This window comes from Agrobacterium sp. ST15.16.024, assembly GCF_027956545.1.
Lineage (GTDB): Bacteria > Pseudomonadota > Alphaproteobacteria > Rhizobiales > Rhizobiaceae > Agrobacterium > Agrobacterium cucumeris.
Window position 1 is genome coordinate 131,870 of record NZ_JAQKGO010000008.1, and the last position, 20,017, is coordinate 151,886.

A 20,017-nucleotide genomic window follows, 5' to 3' on the forward strand; every position below is an offset into this window, starting at 1 on the left:
GGTCACTCCGATCAATGTCTGTCGAGAAGACGGTGGTCCGCCAGAGCCGTCAGGCCTTGCAGAACAGCGTCGTGAACAAAGGTGATGTCGTCATCGCTGTGGGCGGTTGAGAGAAAACCGCCGCGATCTCCGGCACGAAGGTGAACGCCGGAGGTCAGAAGAAGGAAGGAAAGCATGGTGACAGCCTGCGGTGAGATGCGGCTGCGGGCAGCGGATATGGCAAAGAACGAACCGAAGCTCATGAACGCAACGGGCAACCCCGCATCTTTGAGCGTGCCGTTCAGCCGTTCCACGAATGCCTGGGTCCTGGCGTTGAGGCTTTCTTGCAGGGCCGGTCCGTCTTCCAGCAACCGCGTCGCAACCGCCTTTGCGGCTGCGAGCGCCAGCGGATGGCGGCAATAGGTTCCGGCAAAAAATGTCGGGGCCACTTTCGGGAAGGAGCTGTCGCCGTAAGCCCATGCTCCGCCATCAACGAAATCCATGAACCGCCCCTTGCCGGCGATGAGCGACAGCGGCAATCCGCCGCCGGCGATTTTGCCATAGGTGGCAATATCAGCATCTATGCCGAAATGGGACTGCGCGCCGCCGGGAGCGACGCGGAAGCCGGTGATCATCTCGTCGAATATCAGCGCGCTTCCGGTCTTCTCAGTCACGCTTCGCAATTCATGCAGAAACTCGCGCGGCTGCAGTTCCGGGTTCCTGCTTTGAACAGGCTCGACAAGCACGCCGGCAAGGCTTTCGCCGTGACGCCTGATATAGTCGATGGAACGGGGATTGCCGTATTCCAGCAGCACGATATCGCGGGCGGAGGAAGGGGCGACGCCCGAAAAGCCGGGAACTGCTTTCGTCAGCACCATGCGTTTCAGGAGCGGCTTCAGCGCCACCAGCCATGCCGGATGAGACCGCAGCAACGCGCCCCTGCGGATATATTCAAGTTTGGTCGCCTTATGCAGGGCAGGGTCGGAGTGGCCGTGATACGAACCTGTGAACAGCACGATCTTGTCGCGCCCCGTTGCGGCACGGGCGATGCGCATGGCCGTCTGCACGGCCTCGGTGCCGGTATTGCTGAATGTGACGCGGTCTTTTCCGGTGATGCGGCAAAACAGTTCCGCGGTCTCGCCGGCCAGATCGGATTGCGGCCCAAGTGCAAAGCCCTTGGCCAGCTGCGCTTCGATTGCCGTGCGGATAAAGGACGGATTATGGCCGAAGAGATTGGTCCCGAGGCCCATGAGAATATCGACATATCTGTTGTTGTCGATGTCCTGCAAATAGGCGCCTTCCGCGTGGGTGGCGACGATGGGATACAGGGCCTCTTTGGTTTGCATCGTGAAGGGAAGGCCGATCGAGCTCTTGTCCGAAAGGAAATCCCGGTTATAGGCGGCGGCGCGCTTCGAACCCGGTGTCTTGAGATTGAAGCTGGCAACGATTGTGGTGACAGGGTCGGTCGCGGGGGCAGTCGCTGGGCCGGCATTGTTGTGAATATTCATTCGACGGCCTCCTGTGTGACTTCCTGCCCCGCGCTGTCGCCGGCAATCTTCGTGCAGAGGAAGTAGACTGCTCTCTCATCGGTCACCGGACCGCCATCGGTGCTTCGCATTTTCACCGAAAAGCCCGATGCCCGGAGAAGTTCGGTCACGGTTTCCAGATTGTGCCCCCAAACAGGGTTGGTCACGGAGTGACGCTGCCAGTTCTTTCCGGGAATGCCGAAGCGGGCGATGAGAGCGAGCCGCCGGTGATTGGAAAGCAGCCGGGCCGCCAGCCTGTATGCCGCCTCCACTGGGGAGAAGCCCGCCTCTTTTGACCTCGTATGGATTTCAACCGTGAAGGACCCCTCGTTCGACCGTGAATTATAACGAGGCGTGATCAGCCAGGCATAATCGTCGGTGAGTTCACCCTCAGCCGGCACATCGCGCCAGTAGCGCACCATCTGGCCGGGATGGTTGATGTCGAAAGCAAAAATTCCGTTATCCTTCAGGCAACGGCGAACGCTTGAAAAAACCTTCTGCAGGTCTTCGGTATTCTGGATGTGGTTCAACGATGCGCTGGTGCACACCACGCCGTCAAAGGGGTGTTCAAAGGTGAAATCCCTTGCGTCTCCCAGAACGAATCCAAGATCGGGCGCATTGCCGCGGGCATGGTTTATCATGTCCTGCGAACCATCCAGCCCGGTCACGGCATATCCGCGCGCAGCCATCAGCTTTGCAAGATGTCCCGTTCCGCAGCAGAGATCGAGAACCGAAGCGCCGTCGGGCAGTTGCGAAAGAACCGCCCGTGCCAGGGGCTCGATCTTCTGCTCGCTATAGCGCGGGCCAAGCGTGTGGTTGTAGAGCCAGGCCCAATGATCGTAATTGCCGGCTTCGCTTGATATGACTGTGCTCATCGTTCACCCTGCTTTCGCGCGTCATCGGACGTCGCGTTCAGAAAGTTGGCCTTGGCAAATGCGCGCAGATATGTTCGCAAAAGCTCGAATGTCAGTGCCGGTTCGCGGAATGGTGCGTCGGACATTGCCGCCTGTGTGAGTTGGCAATCGAAGTTGCGTGTCTGTTTTTCATCGCTCTTGCCGGCGGCGGAAGGCGAGCGCAGCAGTCCCAGCAATGGATAAAGCGGGTGGTCTGGCGTTCCACGCGCCACATCGCCCAGCATGTCCTGCCATTCCCGCTGCGAAACCCGCTCAAGCTCGATCCCTTCCATTTCGCAGGCCTCGAAGAGCCGGGCGCTTGAAACGGGGGAGGAGTGAATGAGATGGAAAACCTGTCCCGCCGAAGCCTGTTTGCCGGAGAGATGGACAATCGCCCGGGCCACATGGTCGACCGGCAGCATATCGAGCAGCCTTTCGCCTTCCGGCGCTGTCCCGGTGTAGAGATAGGCCTGCACCAGACGGCACAATATGTCCGAGCCGTTGAAGGCGCCGGTAACGCTGTCGCCGGATATCGCTCCCGGCCGGTAGATCGTCACCGGCAATCCCCGCTTTCCAGCTTCGTTGACGAGATGCTCCGCCACCCATTTGCTCCGGTTATAACCGCCGGCGGGTGGGGCAAACCCTTCCACGCTCTCCAGTTCGCACACAGGCCCGGCATCGCTGCCGGAACCGCGGCGCGGCGTCAGCGCACTGAGTGTCGAGATGTAATGAACATGCCGCCCCGCCCCGGCGCAGGCCAGTTTCAGAACTTCGCGGGTTCCAAGCACATTGGTCTCGCGCAACCACTCATACCGATGCAGATGGTGCACTTCCGCGCCATTGTGGAAAATGCAATCGGCATTTCGGACAATATGGTCGTAGTCTGCCGCGGCTAGCCCGAGATTTGGTTTGGAAAGCTCGCCCGACAATGCCGTCACACGCTCCGTCAGCACGGATTGGGGCAGGTCATATTGCCGGAAGGCCTGCCGCAGGCGGTTCATTCCGTCATCGCCACGCACCAGGCAGGTGACTTTTCTCGCCGGGTCGCGAAGCAGCTCGTGGAGCAGATAGGTGCCGAGAAAGCCGGTCGCGCCCGTCAGGAAGACGTGGGCGGTGCCGCTTTCCGCTCTTGCCGTCGCACTCGGGCGGATTGCGTCATCCAGCTTTATATCGCGCTTCAGCAGCAGGGTTTCTTCGTCGCTGCCGCTATTGCCGGCGTCTCTGGTCCGCAAACGGTTCGCCAGCGCTTCCACCGTGGAGGCGTTGAAAAGATCGAGAACGCCGATATCGAGCCCGAATTTTTCCTTTGCGACGGCGCAGAAACGCGTGGCCAGCAGCGAGTGGCCGCCAAGCGCGAAGAAGTCATCGGTTGCGGCAACCTGATCAATATTCAGAACATGCCCGAATGCGCTGGCTATCCGGGTTTCCATTTCGCCTTCCGGCGCCCGGCCATCGGGGTTGGTTTCGGCGCGCGGCGCGGGAAGCCTTGAGGGATCGATCTTGCCGTTCACGGTGAGTGGCAGCGCCTCAAGCCAGTCGAACGTGTCGGGCACAAGGAATTTCGGCAGGCGGTTTGCCAGCCATGCGCGGATTTCCGACGGCGTGGGTCTGGTTGCCACGTCCTGATCGGTTTGGGGAACCGCATAGGCGGCGAGCCTTTTGCCGCCGCGTCCGTCGTCACGTATCGCCACAGTCGCTGAAACAACGGACGGGTGGGCAAGCAGGCCGGCCTCTATTTCCCCGGGCTCAATGCGGTATCCACGGATCTTGACCTGGCTGTCCAGCCGCCCTGACACGTGTATCCGGCCATCGGCAAGCAGCACGGCGCGATCGCCGGTGCGGTAGAGCACGCCCGCTCTCCCGTTTGTGGCAAATGGATCGGGAACGAAACGTTCGGCCGTCAGCGCCGCCCGGTCGTGATAACCGCGGGCAATGCCGCAGCCGCCGATATGAAGCTCTCCCGGCACGCCGAAGGGCAACAGCTCGAGATTATCATCCAGCACATAGAGCTGCTTGTTTGCCGCAGGCCTCAGCACCGGCAGGCCGGCACGCCCGCCTCCCATGTCGACCATGCTGGCATTGACGGTGGTTTCGGTGGGGCCATAGGCATTGATGAAACGACGGTTCTTTCCCCATCTTTCGATGAGTTCCGGCATCGGAACCTCTCCCCCGACCAGAACGGTGCGCAGCGATGGCAGATCGTCGACCGGCAGGGAAAGCAGGGCGGATGGCGTCATCGTCAGGTGCGTTACCTGTCGCGTGTGCAGGATATCGGCCAGTTCGGCGCCGGGAAGCGTCGCATATCCGGGCAGAAGGAGAAGTCTGGCGCCGGCGCCGAGACTCATGACGAGTTCGGGAATGGAGGCATCAAAACTGAAGCTGAAGAATTGCAGCACACAATCGCCGGGCCTGACGTCGCAGGCGCGGATCTTGTCCCTCGTCAGATTGATCAACCCGCTATGATCGACAAGGACGCCCTTTGCCTTGCCTGTCGATCCCGACGTGTAGATCACATAAGCCAGCTGTGACGGATGCGTCACCGTTTCAAGATTGTCGGCGCGTTCGTCGTGGGGGACATCCTCATCCAGATTGAGCCGGTCGGCTGTCGCTGGGAGATCGATCGAGCTGTGGCTGACGACAAGCCGGGCGCGTGCATCCGACAGCATCGCGCCAATCCGCTCCGCGGGATAATCCGGATCGAGAGGCAGATAGGCACCGCCTGCTTTCCAGACCGCAAGCCAGGCGACGATCATGTCGAAACCGCGCGGCAACGAGATGGCGACGACGGTTTCCGACGTCACGCCTTTATGCCGCAACAGCCGCGCCAGCCTGTTTGCGCGCGCGTTGAGTTCGCCATATGTCAGGATGCCATCAGTTTCCGCGCGCGGCATGATGAGTGCCACGGCGTCCGGCGCGCGCGCCACATGTGCTTCGAACAGCTCATGAAAGTAGTGCGGGCCAGCGTTTTCCTGCGCCGTGCTGTTGAAGTCGCAAGCCCGCTGTTGCTGCTCTTCCCGTGTCAAAAGCGCAAGGGTTGCGATCGGCAGGGAGGGGTTGGCGATGATGGATTTCAGCAGTTGCTGGAAATGGCTGGCGAACCGGCCGATTGTCTCGGCGTAGAACAGTGCGGTCTTGTATTCGACCGTGCCGGAAAGCCCGGCCTCCGTCTCGCGTAGATCGAGGCACAGGTCGAGCCTCGAAACCTTGTCCTGGCGCGCCAGCCGGCGCATTTCCAGCCCGGGAAGCCGGATGCGCTCGCGTGGTGCTGCGTCGAGCTGAAATTTTATCTGGAACAGCGGGTGGCTGTCGGGGTCGCGTTGCACGCCGACCATATCGACAATGCGCTCGAACGGCATGTCCTGATGGCTGATGACCTGCTGCAGGGTCTCATGTGTTTGCCGCAGGGCCTTTTCAAAATTGCCGAAGGGATCGACACGCGATCTGACGGGAAGAGGATTGACGAACAGCCCGACCAGATCTTCCGTCTCCACATGCGGGCGGCTGGCGACGGGCGTGCCGATCACCAGATCGGTCTGCCCGGTATAGCGGTGGATCAGCAGGTTAAAGGCGGTAAAAAGCGCTGTGAACAGCGTCGTGCCATGCGCTGCGGCAATCTTGCGCAGCGCATCGGCCGTCGCTTTGTCGATCGAGAAGTCATGCAGTTCACCTGCATGGCCATGGCCTGCAGTGCGCGCCATGTCCGTCACCAGCTGCGTTGTCTGCAAAGGCTGCGAAAGGTGCTGCTTCCAGAATTCCTCGATTGCTCCTGCCGTTTCCGCCGCCAGATGCTGGCGCTGCCATGTGGCAAAATCGCCATATTGTATCGGCAACGCAGCTTCCGGCGTCGCGCTGCCGGACACCTGCCCGCTGTAAAACGCGCCAAGGTCTCTCAGCAGGATTTCAGTGGACCAGCCGTCGGCGCATATGTGGTGCAGCGTAAAAACGAGGACATGGCGGCCATCGCCGCATTTGACGACGAGCAGGCGGATAGGCGGTTCGGCGGCAAGATCGAAGGGTCTGCTCGCTTCCGCATGAATGACATCTTCGATTGCCGCATCGGCAGGTGAAATACTGACGACGGAAAAAGGCGTGTCACAATCAGCGGATATGGTTTGTCCGGGCACGCCCTTGTCGCTGTATATGCGGGCGCGAAGCACCGCGTGGCGGTTCATGACAGCGGCAAGCGCCGCCCTCAGCGCATCGAGGTCGAGGGTGCCTTGAACGTCGAGCGCAATGCAGATGTGATGCAATGCAGAGCCCGGATAGATCTGGTCGATCAGCCACAGTCTTTCCTGGGCGAATGAAAGCGGCGGGCAGGTCTCGTGGCGGGCAGGAATATTGTTCTGGCCGGGTGCACCGGCCTCCGCGTGCGCCATGTTGAGGAATGCCAGAATGTCGTTTTTTCTGGTCCGGATTTCGCTCATCACGGCATCGTTCAGGCGACCGTCAGGGTCCGAGCATTTCAGGCTGCCGGCGTCGATCCAGACACGGATATTGTTTTGATGAAGCCGGGTTATGAGGGTTTCGACTGGCTCGATGTAATTCATAAGCCGTCCCTTGGCTGTATCGGCTTCACGCCATCCGGAGAACCAGCGACAAGCCCTTTCAGGCTGGCGTCAAGCAGCAGTGTTCTCATCGGCAAAACAACTATCAATTGCATATTCAGCTGCCTGAAACCGGTCGTCAATTTCAATTTCTTATTCTTGACTAGGCGATTCAAGAATTATATGCAAGAGGTAATTGTTGTCATCGAGACGCAGCGAGCAGCGACGACTGCCGCTGGCGGATAAGTATGGGCAATTGGAACGGTGAGCATCCTATGGTTGCTCGTCGCGAATATTGATGTCCCGACGTCAGGAGCTTTTTCAGATGCAGATCATACCGATGTTCGCTCGAAAGCCATCTGGGGAAAGAGATTTTATAACAATAATACATAGGCTTGAGGACATCGCCGCCGACCGTCCAGCAGATGAGGCCTTCCGTTTTTATCCTGACGATCCAGGTGCTATCGACGAAAGTCGCAGTGATGGCTGGACATGGGGAGAGCTGAGTGCTCGCGTTAAAATTGTTTCCGACGAGGTTTCCAGAACGGGTCTTGTCGGGCAGGGCGGCCGGGTCCTCATCGTTTACTCGCCCGGTCTCGCCTTCATCGCAGCCTTTCTCGGATGCCTGCATGCCGGTGCCGTTCCGGTGCCTGTCCCGGCGCCGCGGCGGAATGAGGGAATACACCGTTGGTTGCATATTGCGAAAGACGCCGGCATCTCGGGAATAGTGTGCGCCGCCGAATTGAAGGAGCTGCTGGAACCGCTTCAGAGGGCCGTCGGCCATGGATTTTGCCTTGCGCCTTCAGGCGCCGATCCCAATATTCCGCTGCAGGATCTTACGCCTTCCTCGAGCCTTCCAGCGGTCCTCGACGGCAGCCGGATTGCATTTCTGCAATATACATCCGGTTCGACCAGTGACCCGAAAGGCGTCATGGTCACGCATGCCAATCTGATGGCCAATCTGCGGCAGATCAGCCTTGCGTTTCATTATGGCCCGGAGGATCGGTCCGCGACATGGTTGCCCCATTATCACGACATGGGGCTGATCGACGGCATCCTGTCACCGATCTTCAACGGATTTCCGGTGTCGATCATGGCGCCTGCGAGCTTTCTGCGACGGCCGCTGCGGTTCCTTGAACTGGCGACGCAAAACCGGGCAACCATTATCGGCGGACCGAATTTCGCCTATGAGCATTGTGCCGACCGCTACAGTGAAGAAGCCGCCGCGCAGCTTGATCTCTCCACGGTCCGGATCGCCTATAATGGTGCGGAGCCGGTGCGCCCGCATACGCTGAGGCGCTTCAGCGCGCTGTTTGCCGACCATGGCTTTCGGCACGAAGCCTTTTATTGCTGCTATGGCCAGGCCGAAGCCACACTTTTCCTGACCGGAAATGCACCGTCTGATCCGCCGCAATTGCGGAGATTCGAGCGTGAAACGCTGGCAAAGCAGGGAACGGCGCTGCTGCTCCCCGCTGGTGCGGATGAGCATGATGCAATCGAACTTGCGGCCTGCGGCCGTCCCGGAGCGGATATCGAGATCGTTGTCATGGAGCCCGAGGAAAACCGGCTGCTCGGCGATGGGCATGTCGGCGAATTGTGGATTCGTGGTCCGAATGTCACGCCCGGTTACTGGGCGAGGGCAAAAGCAAGCGCTGAAAGTTTCGACCAGAAAATTGCCGGTGAGGGTGGCTGGCGCCGCACGGGCGATCTTGGCTTTCGCCATGACGGGCAATATTTCATTACCGGTCGTCTGAAGGATCTCATCATCATCAGGGGGCAGAACCATCACCCCGAGGACATAGAACAGACCGCCTTCTCGTCGCATGCCGCGCTCGCACAGGGGCGGGCGGGTGCTTTTGCGCTTGATGTGGATGGTGAGGAGCAGGTCGGTCTCGTCTGCGAGCTTACCCGTGATGGTCTGCGCAATCTGGATGCCGAAGCCGTTCTGCACGCCATTCGCGGGGCCATCTCCCGTGTTCACAAGCTCAAGCTTGCCACCATCGTCCTCATCCGCCCCAGCAGCCTGCCGCGCACGCCGAGCGGCAAGGTCCGGCGTTTTGCCTGCCGCCAGGATCTGCTGAACGACAATCTCAAGGTGGTCGAGCGTTGGGAGGCCACCCCACAGGCGAGTTTCACGCCGGTTGCCGATCCGGGTGCGGTTGTCGACTGGGCGCAACAATTGTCTCGGGTTGACCGATCCCGGCATCCGGTTTTGCTTCGGCAGTGGATCAGGGAAGAAGTTTCATGGCTTTCCCGTCTTCCTGCCGGAACCCTACCTGCTGCAAATGCCGGTTTTTTTGATCTCGGACTGGATTCCGTGGCGCTTGTCGGCCTTGCCGGGACGCTGGAGCGTGAATTGGGTATCAGAACGCAACCGACGCTGTTTTTCGAGCATGCGACGATCGATGCGCTGGTGGAGCATCTGTGCAGTGATCTCCTCGCCCCCGAGGTAACGACGCAAGTGCAGGAGACGCCGGCGCAGAATTCCCGGTCGGACGAAGCGGGGGAAGAAAGCGACCTGTCGTCCGAACTGGCTGCCCTGTCATCGCTTCTGCAGGCTGGAACAGGCCGAAAATAATCTCACGCTTTTCATGCAATTGATGATCGGAGCCATCGCCGATGAACGTAAAACAACAGGCCGGGGCCGGCAGTCAGCCCGATCAGGCGACATTGCTCGGAATATTGCGCGACGCGCGGGAGCGTCTGGAGATTTTCCAGAAACGCCATGATGAGCGCGTCGCGATCATCGGCCTCGCAGGCCGTTTTCCCGGTGCCGATGATATTGACGGGTTCTGGCAGCTGCTTGCCGGTGGCGGCTCTGGATTAACGGCGGTCACGGATGCGGATCTCGAAAGCGCCGGTATCGACCCACAATTGTCGGGGCAGTCCGACTATGTCAGGGTCTGGGGTGGGTTCAGCGATCCGACCGCTTTTGATGCCGGGTTTTTCGGTTATGCGCCAAGGGAAGCCCAGCTGCTTGATCCGCAGCAACGGGTGTTTCTGGAATGCGCCTGGAACGCGCTGGAACATGCCGGTTACGGAAGCGGGAAAAGCCGGGGCCGCACGGGTGTTTATGCCGGCGGTTCGCTGAATTATCACTTCACCCATATTCATTCCGACCCGTCCCTGCGCGACAGCGTGGCACCGCTGCAGGCGGGGCTCGGCAATGTTTCCGGCATGATCGCATCGCGCGTGGCTTACCACCTCGATCTTGAGGGTCCGAGTGTGGGCGTTCAGGCAACCTGCGCCACCGGTCTGGTGTCGGTGCATCTCGCCGTTCAGGCATTGCTTTTGGGCGAATGCGAGATGGCGGTGGCAGGTGCTGTCTCCATTGGCCAGCCCAAGCCTGCCGGTTATCTCTATGAGGCAGGGGGCATCGGTGCTCCCGATGGCCAATGCCGGCCATTCGATGCGGCTGCCAGCGGCACCATATTCACCAACGGCGTTGGCGCCGTGATCCTGAAGCGCCTTGGCGATGCGAGGGCGGCCGGCGATACGGTTTATGCCGTTATTGCCGGGTCGGCGATCGGTAACGACGGCAGCTCCAAGGTGGGATTGACGGCTCCGAGCGTCAAAGGCCAGGCCTCTGTTCTCAAGAAGGCGCTGGCCAATGCGGGCATAGCTCCCTCGGCAGTGGATTATGTGGAGGCCCACGCGACCGCGACCGCGATCGGCGATCCGATCGAACTGACCGCGCTGAACCGTATCTACGGGCCGTCGCTTCGCGCCGAAGGCCGGACTTGCCTCATCGGTTCACTCAAGGGAAATGTCGGGCATATGGATGCCGCGGCCGGCATTGGCGGGCTCATCAAGACTGTCCTTGCCCTGCGGCATGAATGCCTGCCGGCGAGCGGCAACTTCACGACGCCCAGCAGCGCCTGCGATTTTGAAAGCAGCCCCTTCCGGGTGGCGGCAGGCAAATCCGACTGGAAAGCCGATGCCGACAGGCCGCGCCGCGCCGCCATCAGTGCATTTGGCATGGGGGGCAGCAATGCCCATGTGATCATAGAGGAAGCGCCCGCACGACAGGAATCGGCGGAAGGCGAGACGGGCGCGTTGCTGCTGCCGCTCTCGGCACGTTCGGCCGCTTCGCTCGCCGCAATGCAATCTTCCCTTTCGGATGCGCTTTCGAAAACCGGAAAACATCAGGGGGTGTCCCTTGCCGATGTTGCCCATACGCTGCAGACGGGACGAGAGACCTTCAACCACCGTTCCATCACGCTTGCGACGACATTATCCGACGCCGTCGAGAGACTGAAAGCCGCCTCCGGGCCCGGTTTCGCCACAGGCCAGATCCCGCAGCATGACCCAAGCCTGGTATTCATGTTCCCGGGTCAGGGCAGCCAGCATGTGGGAATGGCCCGGTCACTCTATGAGCGCGAAGAGCACTTCCGGGCAGCACTCGATGAATGCCTGTCATTGATACCGGACGATCTTCAAATCCGGGCGTTGCTTCTTGCAGGGCCGGATGCCTCCAATACCGGGCTGGACCGCACGGACCGTGCCCAGCCTGCGCTATTTGCCATCGAATATGCGCTGGCCAGAATGTGGATGCACAAGGGTTTGCAGCCGCGGGCCATGATTGGCCACAGCGTTGGCGAATATGTCGCCGCCTGCCTCGCCGGCGTGTTCTCCCTCAAGGATGCCATGTTCCTCGTGCTGGCACGGGGGCGGTTGATGCAGGGTTGCGCCGCCGGCGGAATGTTGTCGGTCATGTTGACCGAGGCTGATCTGCGCGCCCGGCTGGATGAGGGGCTGGAAATAGCTGCCGTGAATGGCCCGGGTAGCTGCGTTGTTGCTGGCGACACGGAGGTTCTGCGCCGGTTTGCCGAACGGCTGGAGAAGGACGGGGCCGGCTGCCGGCTGCTCAGGACATCGCATGCGTTTCACAGTGCGGCGATGGAGCCGATCCTTGAGGAGTTTGCGGGCCTGTTCGACGACATCGCTCTCTCTGCGCCGTCAATCGACGTGATGTCCAATCTTTCCGGAAACTGGCTGCGACCCGAAGAGGCCCGCAGCCCGGCATACTGGACCGAACATCTTCGCAGGGCGGTAAATTTCAGCGGCGGGATGAAACATCTTCTCGAACTTTCCGCTCCCATTCTGCTGGAGGTCGGGCCCGGCTCGACGCTGTCAAGGCTGGCGCGCCAGCAGGCGAATGATGATTGCCGCATCGTAACGTCCCTGCCGGATGCGGCCGGAACGGTCGACGCTGCCGACCATGCGTTGCTGGCGTTTGGACAGCTATGGCTGGCCGGCATCGATGTCCGCTGGGAGGCGCTCGACAATGGATCGCCGCGCCGCCGCGTGGGTTTGCCGGGTTATCATTTCGAGCGGCAATCATACTGGATTGCGCCACCCACGGTTGGGCGAGAAACGGCTGCTGCCGCAACCCACAGACCGATGGCCGAATGGTTCCATCAGCCGGTGTGGAAGACGCGGCCGTTGAAAATCGACGTATCGGCAGCCGCCAAAGGTCGCTGGCTTGTTTTCGGCGCGGCTCTTCCGGAAATTCCGCACGGGATCGATGCGGTTCTTGTGGGTGAGGGAGCGACATTCAGCGCTGCGGAGAAAGCCTATACGATCGATCCGGCGAGCGCCGAGCATCTGCTTGCCCTGTTCGACGATCTCGCCAAAAAGAACTGGACGCCGGATCAGATCATCAGCGGTTTCGGCTTGGCGGATACGGACCTGCCGGACGCCGCGTGGAATTTTGCGCTTGCTCTTGCCAGAACGCTTGCCGGTGGCGCCCTGCGTCCGGATGTGACATTCATCGGCAGGTCCATGCACGGTATTTTTGCCGCCGATGAGGTTCAGCCCGCCAAAGCCCGGATTAACGGGCTGGCGCGGATGCTGAGCCAGGAACTGCCGGGACTATCGTGCCGCAGTATCGATGTTCAGGGTCTGCCGGACGCAAATGCGGCAAAATATATTCGGGATGTCGTCTCTTCGCCTCTGGTCGAAGGGGAGCAGATTTATGCCCTTCGCGACGGTATTTTGTTCGCGCTCTCCCATGAGCGGGTCGAACTCAGCGATGCTGAAGCCGGTTCCCTTGCAAAGCCCGGTGAAACCTATCTTGTCATAGGCGAACTTCTGGGAGGGCTGGGGCTGGTCTATGCCCGCGCGCTCATCAAAGCTGGAGCAAAAGTCATTCTGGCGGGTCGCGCGGGAATTCCGCTGGTGCCGGACTGGGAGCGCTGGCTTGCATCTCACAGCCCCCGTCATCCGGTCAGCCTTTTCATCCAGACGCTCAGATCGCTCGGAACCCCTGGCAAGGACTATCTTCTCTTTTCCGGGGATGTCAGTGAGGCGAAATGGCTTCGCTCCGTACTGGAAGAGGGAGAAAAAAGCCTCGGCACCGTGAAGGGTGTTTTCCACACGGCCGCGATGGGCGACCAGTATTTCGGGCTGCTCGGCAATGAAAGTTTCGACGCCAAAAGCCTTCAGACCGTAAAATCCGGTACCATTGACGCCCTTGATCGCGTTCTTGGACAGCGCAGCGACATTTTCGTGCTTGTCCAGTCGTCGCTCTCATCGATCGTTGGTGGCAAAGGCCTTGGCCGATACGCTGCGGAAAATGCCTATCTGGATGCTTTCGTCTCCGCAAAAAGGCACGCGTCTGGTCCGGTCTGGAAATCCGTCAACTGGGATGCCTGCGCGTCGGTTCACGCGACGGAGGCTGGCCATGCCGCCCATCGGGAAATAACCCCGGAGGAGGTCTGGCAGATCACGGCGCTGGTGCTTTCGCAGGCTTCGCCGGCGTCAATCGTCGTCACGCCCTATGATCTCGAAAACCGTCCGGCAGCGGACGTCCAGGGTTCCGACGACACCACGGTGAACGGCCAGAAATCCGCCCGCAGCGGGGTGTCGGCCGCCTATGCCGCGCCGCAGGGGCCGCTTGAGGAAGAAGTCGTCGCCATCATGGCGGAGCTTCTCGGGATAAATGGTATCGGCGTTGCCGACAATTTCTTCGAACTCGGCGGGCATTCGCTGCTCGCCATCCAGGTCGTCGCCCGGCTTCGAAAGCGTTTCGACGTTGAAATTCCAATGCGGGCCCTGCTTTTCGACGCACCGACGGCCGCCGGCCTCGCCAGGGTCATTCAGGAGGGGCTCGACGCCCGCAACCATGAGGCGGATATGCTTGCCTCGATGCTTGATGACGTCGAGGCCGGGCGTTGAAGACGCCGATAACGCTCACACACAATCGGGATCATTCTGATGAAATTCAGCCTTTTTTATTTTGACGGTGACGGGTCGCGTCCGGGTCAGGAAAACTACCGCCTGTTGATGGACAGCGCACAGTTTGCGGATGCGAATGACCTGGAGGCACTGTGGGTGCCGGAACGGCATTTCCACGCATTTGGGGGCCTCTACCCCAATCCCTCGATCGTCAGTGCCGCATTGGCGATGGTCACGCGTAAGGTACAGCTGAGGGCCGGCAGCGTCGTTGCCGCCCTGCATCATCCTGCCCGGGTGGCGGAGGAATGGGCGGTCGTCGACAATCTATCCGGCGGCAGGGCAGGCATTGCGATTGCGGCCGGCTGGACCAAAGATGAATTCGTTTTCTCGAAGGAACCGCACGGGAACCGCCGCAGCACCATGTGGCGCTCTTATGAACAGATCAGCCGTCTTCTCGCCGGTGAGGCGGTCGCATTCGAGGATGCGGACGGTAACATCGTTGACGCAAAAACCCTGCCGCGGCCCGTGCAGTCGCGCATCCCCTTCTGGGTTGCATGCCAGTCCACGGAGACTTTCATCGAAGCAGGCCGCCGTGGCCTCAATGTTCTGACGGCCCTGCTTGGTGAGACGACGGAGTCGCTTGCGCCGAAGATAGAGGCCTACCGCAAGTCGCGGGAAAAACATGGGCATGATCCGGCGGCGGGAACCGTCAGCATGATGGTCCACACGTTTCTGGGCGATGATGCCGGTAAGGTAAAATCAAATGTTTCCAAACCTTTCGGAGATTATCTTCGCACGCATTATCATCTTCTCGAAGGCCTTGGGCGGAGCATGGGTGTCGACATTACGCTCGATAACTTCAGCGATGACGACCTCGACAGCCTGATCGAGTTCGGCATCGAGGGTTTCATGAAAGGCAGGTCGCTGATCGGCACGCCGGAAAGCTGCCAGTCGACGGTCGACACATTGGCGGAGATGGGCGTCGATGAAATCGCCTGCCTGATCGATTTCGTTCAGGATTACGACCTCGTCATGGGCAGCCTGCCATTTCTGCTGAAACTCGTGGAAGCAAACCGCCCGCCGGTTCGTGTTGCCAGAGCGGTCTGAAGGATTTGCGATGATGTCGAATGCCGAAACGATTGCTCTATTGCGTAACCGCATCGCAAATCTTGACCCGGAGCAGCGGGCACGGCTGCGCTCGCAGCTTGAAGCACGTGGCATGTCCTGGCAGGATGTTGCGCCTGACGACGGCGATGCCGGTGTTGCCGGGCGATTGCCGCTGACGTCATCGCAGATGCATTTCTGGCTGCAGCAGAAGATCTACCCTGATAGTTCGGCCTATGTCATTCCGTTCAGGTGGCATATTGATGGCCCGCTGGACCACGACGCCATCATCCGCACGCTTCAAATTCTCGTCGCACGGCACGAGCCGTTGCGCACGGCGTTTCCGCTCGAAGAGGGAAGACCGTGGCAGCAGGTTCACGGCAGTATGGTGCCCGAACTGGTCGTTTCCGATTGCCGGAACATGTCTGCTTCCGATTGTGACGATGCGATAGGCCGGATCGCCCGCACCCCTTTCGATTTGTCCAAGGCGCCGCTGATGCGCACGCATCTGCTGCAGCTTGGAGAAAACGAGCATATTCTTGTGTTCGTTTTTCATCATACGGTTGCCGACGGATGGTCGCGCGGCATTCTCATGCGTGAATTTTCGTTGTGTTACGCTGCTGTGGCGAACGGTCAGGAACCGGCCCTCGATCCCTTGCCGCAATCCTATGGCGACTTTGTCCGCGCGAGGCAAAAATGGTCCGGCACAAAGGATTACGAGCGGCAAAAACAATACTGGGTCAACCGGCTGCAAAATCTCGAGCCGCAGGAGTTTCCGGCCGACTATCCCCGCCACGAAACGGCTGACATGGCCAGCGAAACGCTGGTGAAAGAGATTTCGCAGGATCTGATGGCGGAAGTGTCTGCTCTGGCCGCCAGGCTCGGTACGACGACCTTTGTGGTGTTTGCCGCCGTTTTCCAGCTTTTGCACCATCGCTATACCGGTCGCCGTGACCTTGCCGTATGCGTCCCCGTTGCCGGTCGGAGCGATCCCGATTTGGCAGGATTGATTGGCCTGTTCACCAATACGATCGTGTTGCGCAATGATCTCAGCCCGGCCATGTCATTCCGGGACTGGGCGAGACGCATACAGGAAGATTTCGCCAACGCGCTGGAACATCAGGACTATCCCTTTGCGGAGTTGATGGATGTGCTGGGCAGCAACCGCGAAGGGGTGGAAAATTCGCCATTCCAGATTTCCTTTCAGGTCCAGACCCAGGGCTACAGGCAGCAGAATGCGCAGGGCTTCGATCTGGGCAATGCCGGCCTGCGGGTGAGGCAGGAAGCGATACCGGTCGCGGAAGCAAAGCTCGACATGAGCTGGATGATCATGGAGCGCGCATCGGGCGCGCTCGTCACCGTCGAGTACCGGTCCGGCCGGTTCGAGGCGGTGCGGATGGAGCGACAGCTGGAGCATTTTGAAAACCTGCTGCGGTCGGTCGTTGCTTCCCCCGACGCGCTTTTACCGACCTTCGAATATATCTCCGCCGGCGAGCGTGAGGGTCTTCTGTCGGCGGGCGCGCTCGTGGCGCGGCCTCTCCCGGTCAAGGGGGTGCACGACCTGATAAGCGGTGCGGCACGTCTCCATCCCGAAAAGATTGCCATTGAATGCCTGGACAGGAGCTGGACGTATAGTCAGCTCGAAGAGGCGTCGAATAATCTCGCAAGAGCGCTTCTGACACTGGACCAGCCAGTGAAACCGGGAATGCGCGTGGCGGTTTCGCTGCCGGGGCAGGCGAGCTGCATCATATCTTTCCTTGCGATCATAAAGGCCGGCGCGGTCTATGTTCCGATCGATCCGCGCCACCCGGCAGACAGGATCGGTTACGTGCTGGAGGATGCCGCAGCGGTTCTGGTGCTGACTGACAATGCGGGGCTTTTCCCCGGCATTGCCTGCATCGATCCCGTTCATCATCTTGCGGATCAGCCGGAAGCCCGGCTTCCGGCGATGCCTGATAACAGTGACATCTATATTCTCTACACAAGCGGCAGCACGGGGCGACCCAAGGGAGTGCCGATTACGCATACGGGCCTGCTCAATCAGTTCCAGTCCATGGCGCGCCACCCCGGTATAGGGGCTGGAGACCGGATGCTCTCGGTGACGACGCCGGCATTCGACATCTCCGTTCTGGAAATGCTCTGGCCATTGAGCGTCGGCGCCACGGCCGTCATGCGCGAACCGGATCTTCTGCTTCAACCCGAGAAGCTGGGAAGGACGATCGGCGAATATGATATTTCGCATTTTCAGGCGACCCCTGCCACATGGAGAATGCTGCTGGACAGCGGCTGGGAAGGAAAAAAATCCCTCACCGGACTATGCGGCGGCGAAGCTCTCGATGCCCAGCTTGCCGGCCGGCTCATTCAAAAGATCGGTTCTCTCTGGAATGTCTATGGCCCGACCGAGACGACGATCTGGGCTGGTGCATTGCTGGTGGAGGAGGCGCATTCCAGAAGCGGCAAGGTGCCGATCGGCGGCCGTCTGGATAACACCTCGTTCCTCGTCCTCGACGCCTATATGGATCCCGTTCCCGAAGGCGTGCCGGGAGAGCTGCACATTGGTGGCATAAGCCTCAGCCGTGGCTACTGGGACCGGCCGGCGCTTGCGGCCGAAAAATTCGTTCCCGATCCCTATGACCGGACATTTGCGCCGGGCTCCCGCCTTTACAAAACGGGTGACCTTGTCGTGCGCAGGCCGGACGGCAATCTGGACTTCGTTGGACGAACCGACTTCCAGATCAAATTGCGCGGCTATCGCATCGAGGTTGGAGAAATCGAGAGCCTGCTTCAGGAAGAAGAGGGGGTCGATCAGGTTCTGGTTCTGCTCGATGCGAACAGGGAGCAGCTTCTGGCCTATGTTCTCCTTGAGGATCGCTCCGGCAAGGTCGACAAGGGTGCCATGGGTATCCGGCTCAGCAGGGCGCTTTCGGCTCGGTTGCCGCGTTACATGGTGCCGTCGCATTTCATTCTTCTGGAAGAGTTTCCCATGAATGCGAATGGCAAAGTGGATCGCAAGCGTCTGCCGCTGCCGGATCGCTCGGAAAGGTCGGTTTCCGAAATCAGTTCTCCGGGAAACCGGGTCGAACAGGCATTGCACGCCGTCTGGCAGCAGATGCTGAAGCGCGAGGATATTGGCGTCAGCGACAATTTTTTCGAGCTGGGAGGCGATTCCCTGCTGATCGTCGCCATGCCCGCGAGGGTTCGCGATGCGCTTGGCATCGAGCTGGAAGTCACGGATTTCTTCCGTTTTCCGACACTGCAAACGCTGGCTGGCCACATAATCGATCTGCAGCAGGGCAAAGCCGAGCCATCGGAGAGTGGACGTGGGCGAAGCGACACCAGGGTACAGGGGCGTGAACGGCAATTGCAGCGGCGCATCAGGTCAGGCAATTTCGCCTGACCTGTCCATGAAGCCGATCAGGATAACAGCCATGGAACAGGGCGCCGCAACCGCCGGGACAGAAGACATCAACACGCATGGAAAGCCCACCTTATTCCAGCTGAGCTTTCCGCTCCTGCTTCATTCGCTGCTGAGCTTCTTCGTCAATCTGGCCGATACGGCGATCATAAGTGCCTATTCGGCAGAAGCCGCGGCCGCCGTTGCTGTCGCCAAACAGGTTCTGCTGATAGCGTTTGAATTATCCGGACTTATCGGCATCGGCGCCGTCATCGTCATTTCCCGGCACCTTGGCCGGGGTGAGGTGGAGGCGGCGCGGCAGGTGGTTGCGGTCGCGCTTTTGACCAACACGATCGTTGGTCTTGCGCTTGGGCTGTCATTGATCGTTGCGGGACCCCTCGTGCTTGAGCAACTGGCGGGTTCGACGTCGCTGAGTGCTGAAGCTGGCCTTTATCTGAACATCGTCGCGGTTGCCATGGTCTTTAACGGCTTCATTGCTGCCGGTCTGGCCTGCCTGCGCGCATTCGGTCACAGCCGGCTGATCCTGGCATTCGGGGTGGGGGTATCGGCCTTTTATCTCCTTGCTGAATGGGTTCTCATTCTGGGAGCCGGGCCTCTGCCGGGCATGGGCGTGACGGGTGCGGCAATCGGCACCCTGAGCGTTCGCCTGCTGACCGCTGCCGTTCTGACGCCGGTTCTGGTGCGCAAGCTCGGGCTGCGTTTTTCGCTTGCCGATACCATTGCACGTCTGGCGACGGCCCGGCGGATGATCGCAATCGCTTTGCCGAGCGTGACCGATTACATCGCCTACAGTTTTTACCAGATCATTCTTCTGGGGCTGGTCGCCAGATTTGGCGTCGAGGCCGTGCTGGGGCGCACTTACACGATGCTTGCCATGGCTTTTCTGATCGTTGTCGTCATGGCAATCAGTCAGGGCAACGAAGTTCTGATCGGTTACCGGTTCGGCGAACGCAAGCTTGACGCGGCGACCCGTCAGGCTCTCCGGTCAGCAAGCATCGCGACAGCCGCAACAACCGGGCTTGCCACGCTGATCTGGCTCGCCTCGGTTCCCTATACCCGGTTGTTTACCGACAACCCGGCGATCATCGAATTGGTCGGCAGCCTGCTGTTTCTGACGATATTCATTCAGCCCGGATTTGCATTCAACACGATCCTGTTTCAATCGCTGCGGGCTGTCGGAGATGTCCGCTGGCCGGTCTTGGTCAGCCTGACAGTGACATGGGGGCTCGGCCTTCCCATGGCCTGGTTTTTCTGCTCGTTCCTTAATCTTGGAGTGACGGGCGTATGGTGGGCGCTGATTATCGAGGAAACCATAAAGGGCGGCCTGTTCCTGCAGCGCTGGCTCGCGCGCGAGGTAAGGCAATAGGGGCAGGATCA

General features: G+C 60.1%; 8 protein-coding genes. 5 read left to right on the forward strand and 3 right to left on the reverse strand.

Features of this window, described 5'->3' with window-relative positions:
• Positions 1 to 11: 11 nt before the first annotated feature.
• The 3 genes from PL640_RS20595 to PL640_RS20605 are packed head-to-tail and all read right to left on the reverse strand — an operon-like array spanning position 12 to position 6,945.
• A complete protein-coding gene (locus PL640_RS20595; protein WP_271363308.1) occupies positions 12 to 1,487 on the reverse strand; it encodes an aspartate aminotransferase family protein in 1,476 nt (491 codons plus the stop codon).
• Entirely contained in the window at positions 1,484 to 2,380 is an 897-nt protein-coding gene (locus PL640_RS20600; RefSeq protein WP_271363309.1) for a class I SAM-dependent DNA methyltransferase, read from the reverse strand. The genes PL640_RS20595 and PL640_RS20600 overlap by 4 nt, the downstream gene beginning before the upstream one ends.
• The gene (locus tag PL640_RS20605; protein WP_271363311.1) at positions 2,377 to 6,945 is read right to left on the reverse strand and encodes a non-ribosomal peptide synthetase; all 4,569 of its coding nucleotides are present in this window, start codon (positions 6,943 to 6,945) and stop codon (positions 2,377 to 2,379) included. Before PL640_RS20605 ends, PL640_RS20600 begins: the two co-directional genes overlap by 4 nt.
• Before the next feature lie 337 nt (positions 6,946 to 7,282).
• Between PL640_RS20605 and PL640_RS20610 the strand changes: the two genes are divergently transcribed.
• From PL640_RS20610 to PL640_RS20630, 5 genes are read left to right on the forward strand one after another with little or no spacing between them, the layout of a single operon-like run.
• Positions 7,283 to 9,520: an AMP-binding protein gene (locus PL640_RS20610; protein ID WP_271363378.1), complete on the forward strand. Its 2,238-nt coding sequence runs from the start codon at positions 7,283 to 7,285 to the stop codon at positions 9,518 to 9,520.
• 41 nt (positions 9,521 to 9,561) lie between these two features.
• Positions 9,562 to 14,121 carry a type I polyketide synthase gene (locus tag PL640_RS20615; protein ID WP_271363312.1) on the forward strand — a complete coding sequence of 1,520 codons (4,560 nt, stop codon included), beginning with the start codon at positions 9,562 to 9,564 and terminating at the stop codon, positions 14,119 to 14,121.
• A gap of 39 nt (positions 14,122 to 14,160) precedes the next feature.
• Positions 14,161 to 15,228 carry an LLM class flavin-dependent oxidoreductase gene (locus PL640_RS20620; protein ID WP_271363313.1) on the forward strand — a complete coding sequence of 356 codons (1,068 nt, stop codon included), beginning with the start codon at positions 14,161 to 14,163 and terminating at the stop codon, positions 15,226 to 15,228.
• A gap of 13 nt (positions 15,229 to 15,241) precedes the next feature.
• A complete protein-coding gene (locus PL640_RS20625) occupies positions 15,242 to 18,622 on the forward strand; it encodes a non-ribosomal peptide synthetase (protein ID WP_271363314.1) in 3,381 nt (1,126 codons plus the stop codon).
• A 31-nt stretch (positions 18,623 to 18,653) separates the two neighbouring features.
• On the forward strand, positions 18,654 to 20,006 hold the full coding sequence (locus tag PL640_RS20630) for an MATE family efflux transporter (RefSeq protein ID WP_271363316.1): 1,353 nt from the start codon (positions 18,654 to 18,656) through the stop codon (positions 20,004 to 20,006).
• Positions 20,007 to 20,017 lie beyond the last annotated feature (11 nt).

Excerpts from the sequence above, each read along its gene's own strand:
- PL640_RS20595 (WP_271363308.1), bottom strand. The coding sequence starts at position 1,487 with ATGAATATTCACAACAATGCCGGCCCAGCGACTGCCCCCGCGACCGAC.
- PL640_RS20600 (WP_271363309.1), bottom strand. The coding sequence starts at position 2,380 with ATGAGCACAGTCATATCAAGCGAAGCCGGCAATTACGATCATTGGGCC.
- PL640_RS20605 (WP_271363311.1), bottom strand. The coding sequence starts at position 6,945 with ATGAATTACATCGAGCCAGTCGAAACCCTCATAACCCGGCTTCATCAA.
- PL640_RS20610 (WP_271363378.1), top strand. The coding sequence starts at position 7,283 with ATGTTCGCTCGAAAGCCATCTGGGGAAAGAGATTTTATAACAATAATA.
- PL640_RS20615 (WP_271363312.1), top strand. The coding sequence starts at position 9,562 with ATGAACGTAAAACAACAGGCCGGGGCCGGCAGTCAGCCCGATCAGGCG.
- PL640_RS20620 (WP_271363313.1), top strand. The coding sequence starts at position 14,161 with ATGAAATTCAGCCTTTTTTATTTTGACGGTGACGGGTCGCGTCCGGGT.
- PL640_RS20625 (WP_271363314.1), top strand. The coding sequence starts at position 15,242 with ATGTCGAATGCCGAAACGATTGCTCTATTGCGTAACCGCATCGCAAAT.
- PL640_RS20630 (WP_271363316.1), top strand. The coding sequence starts at position 18,654 with ATGGAACAGGGCGCCGCAACCGCCGGGACAGAAGACATCAACACGCAT.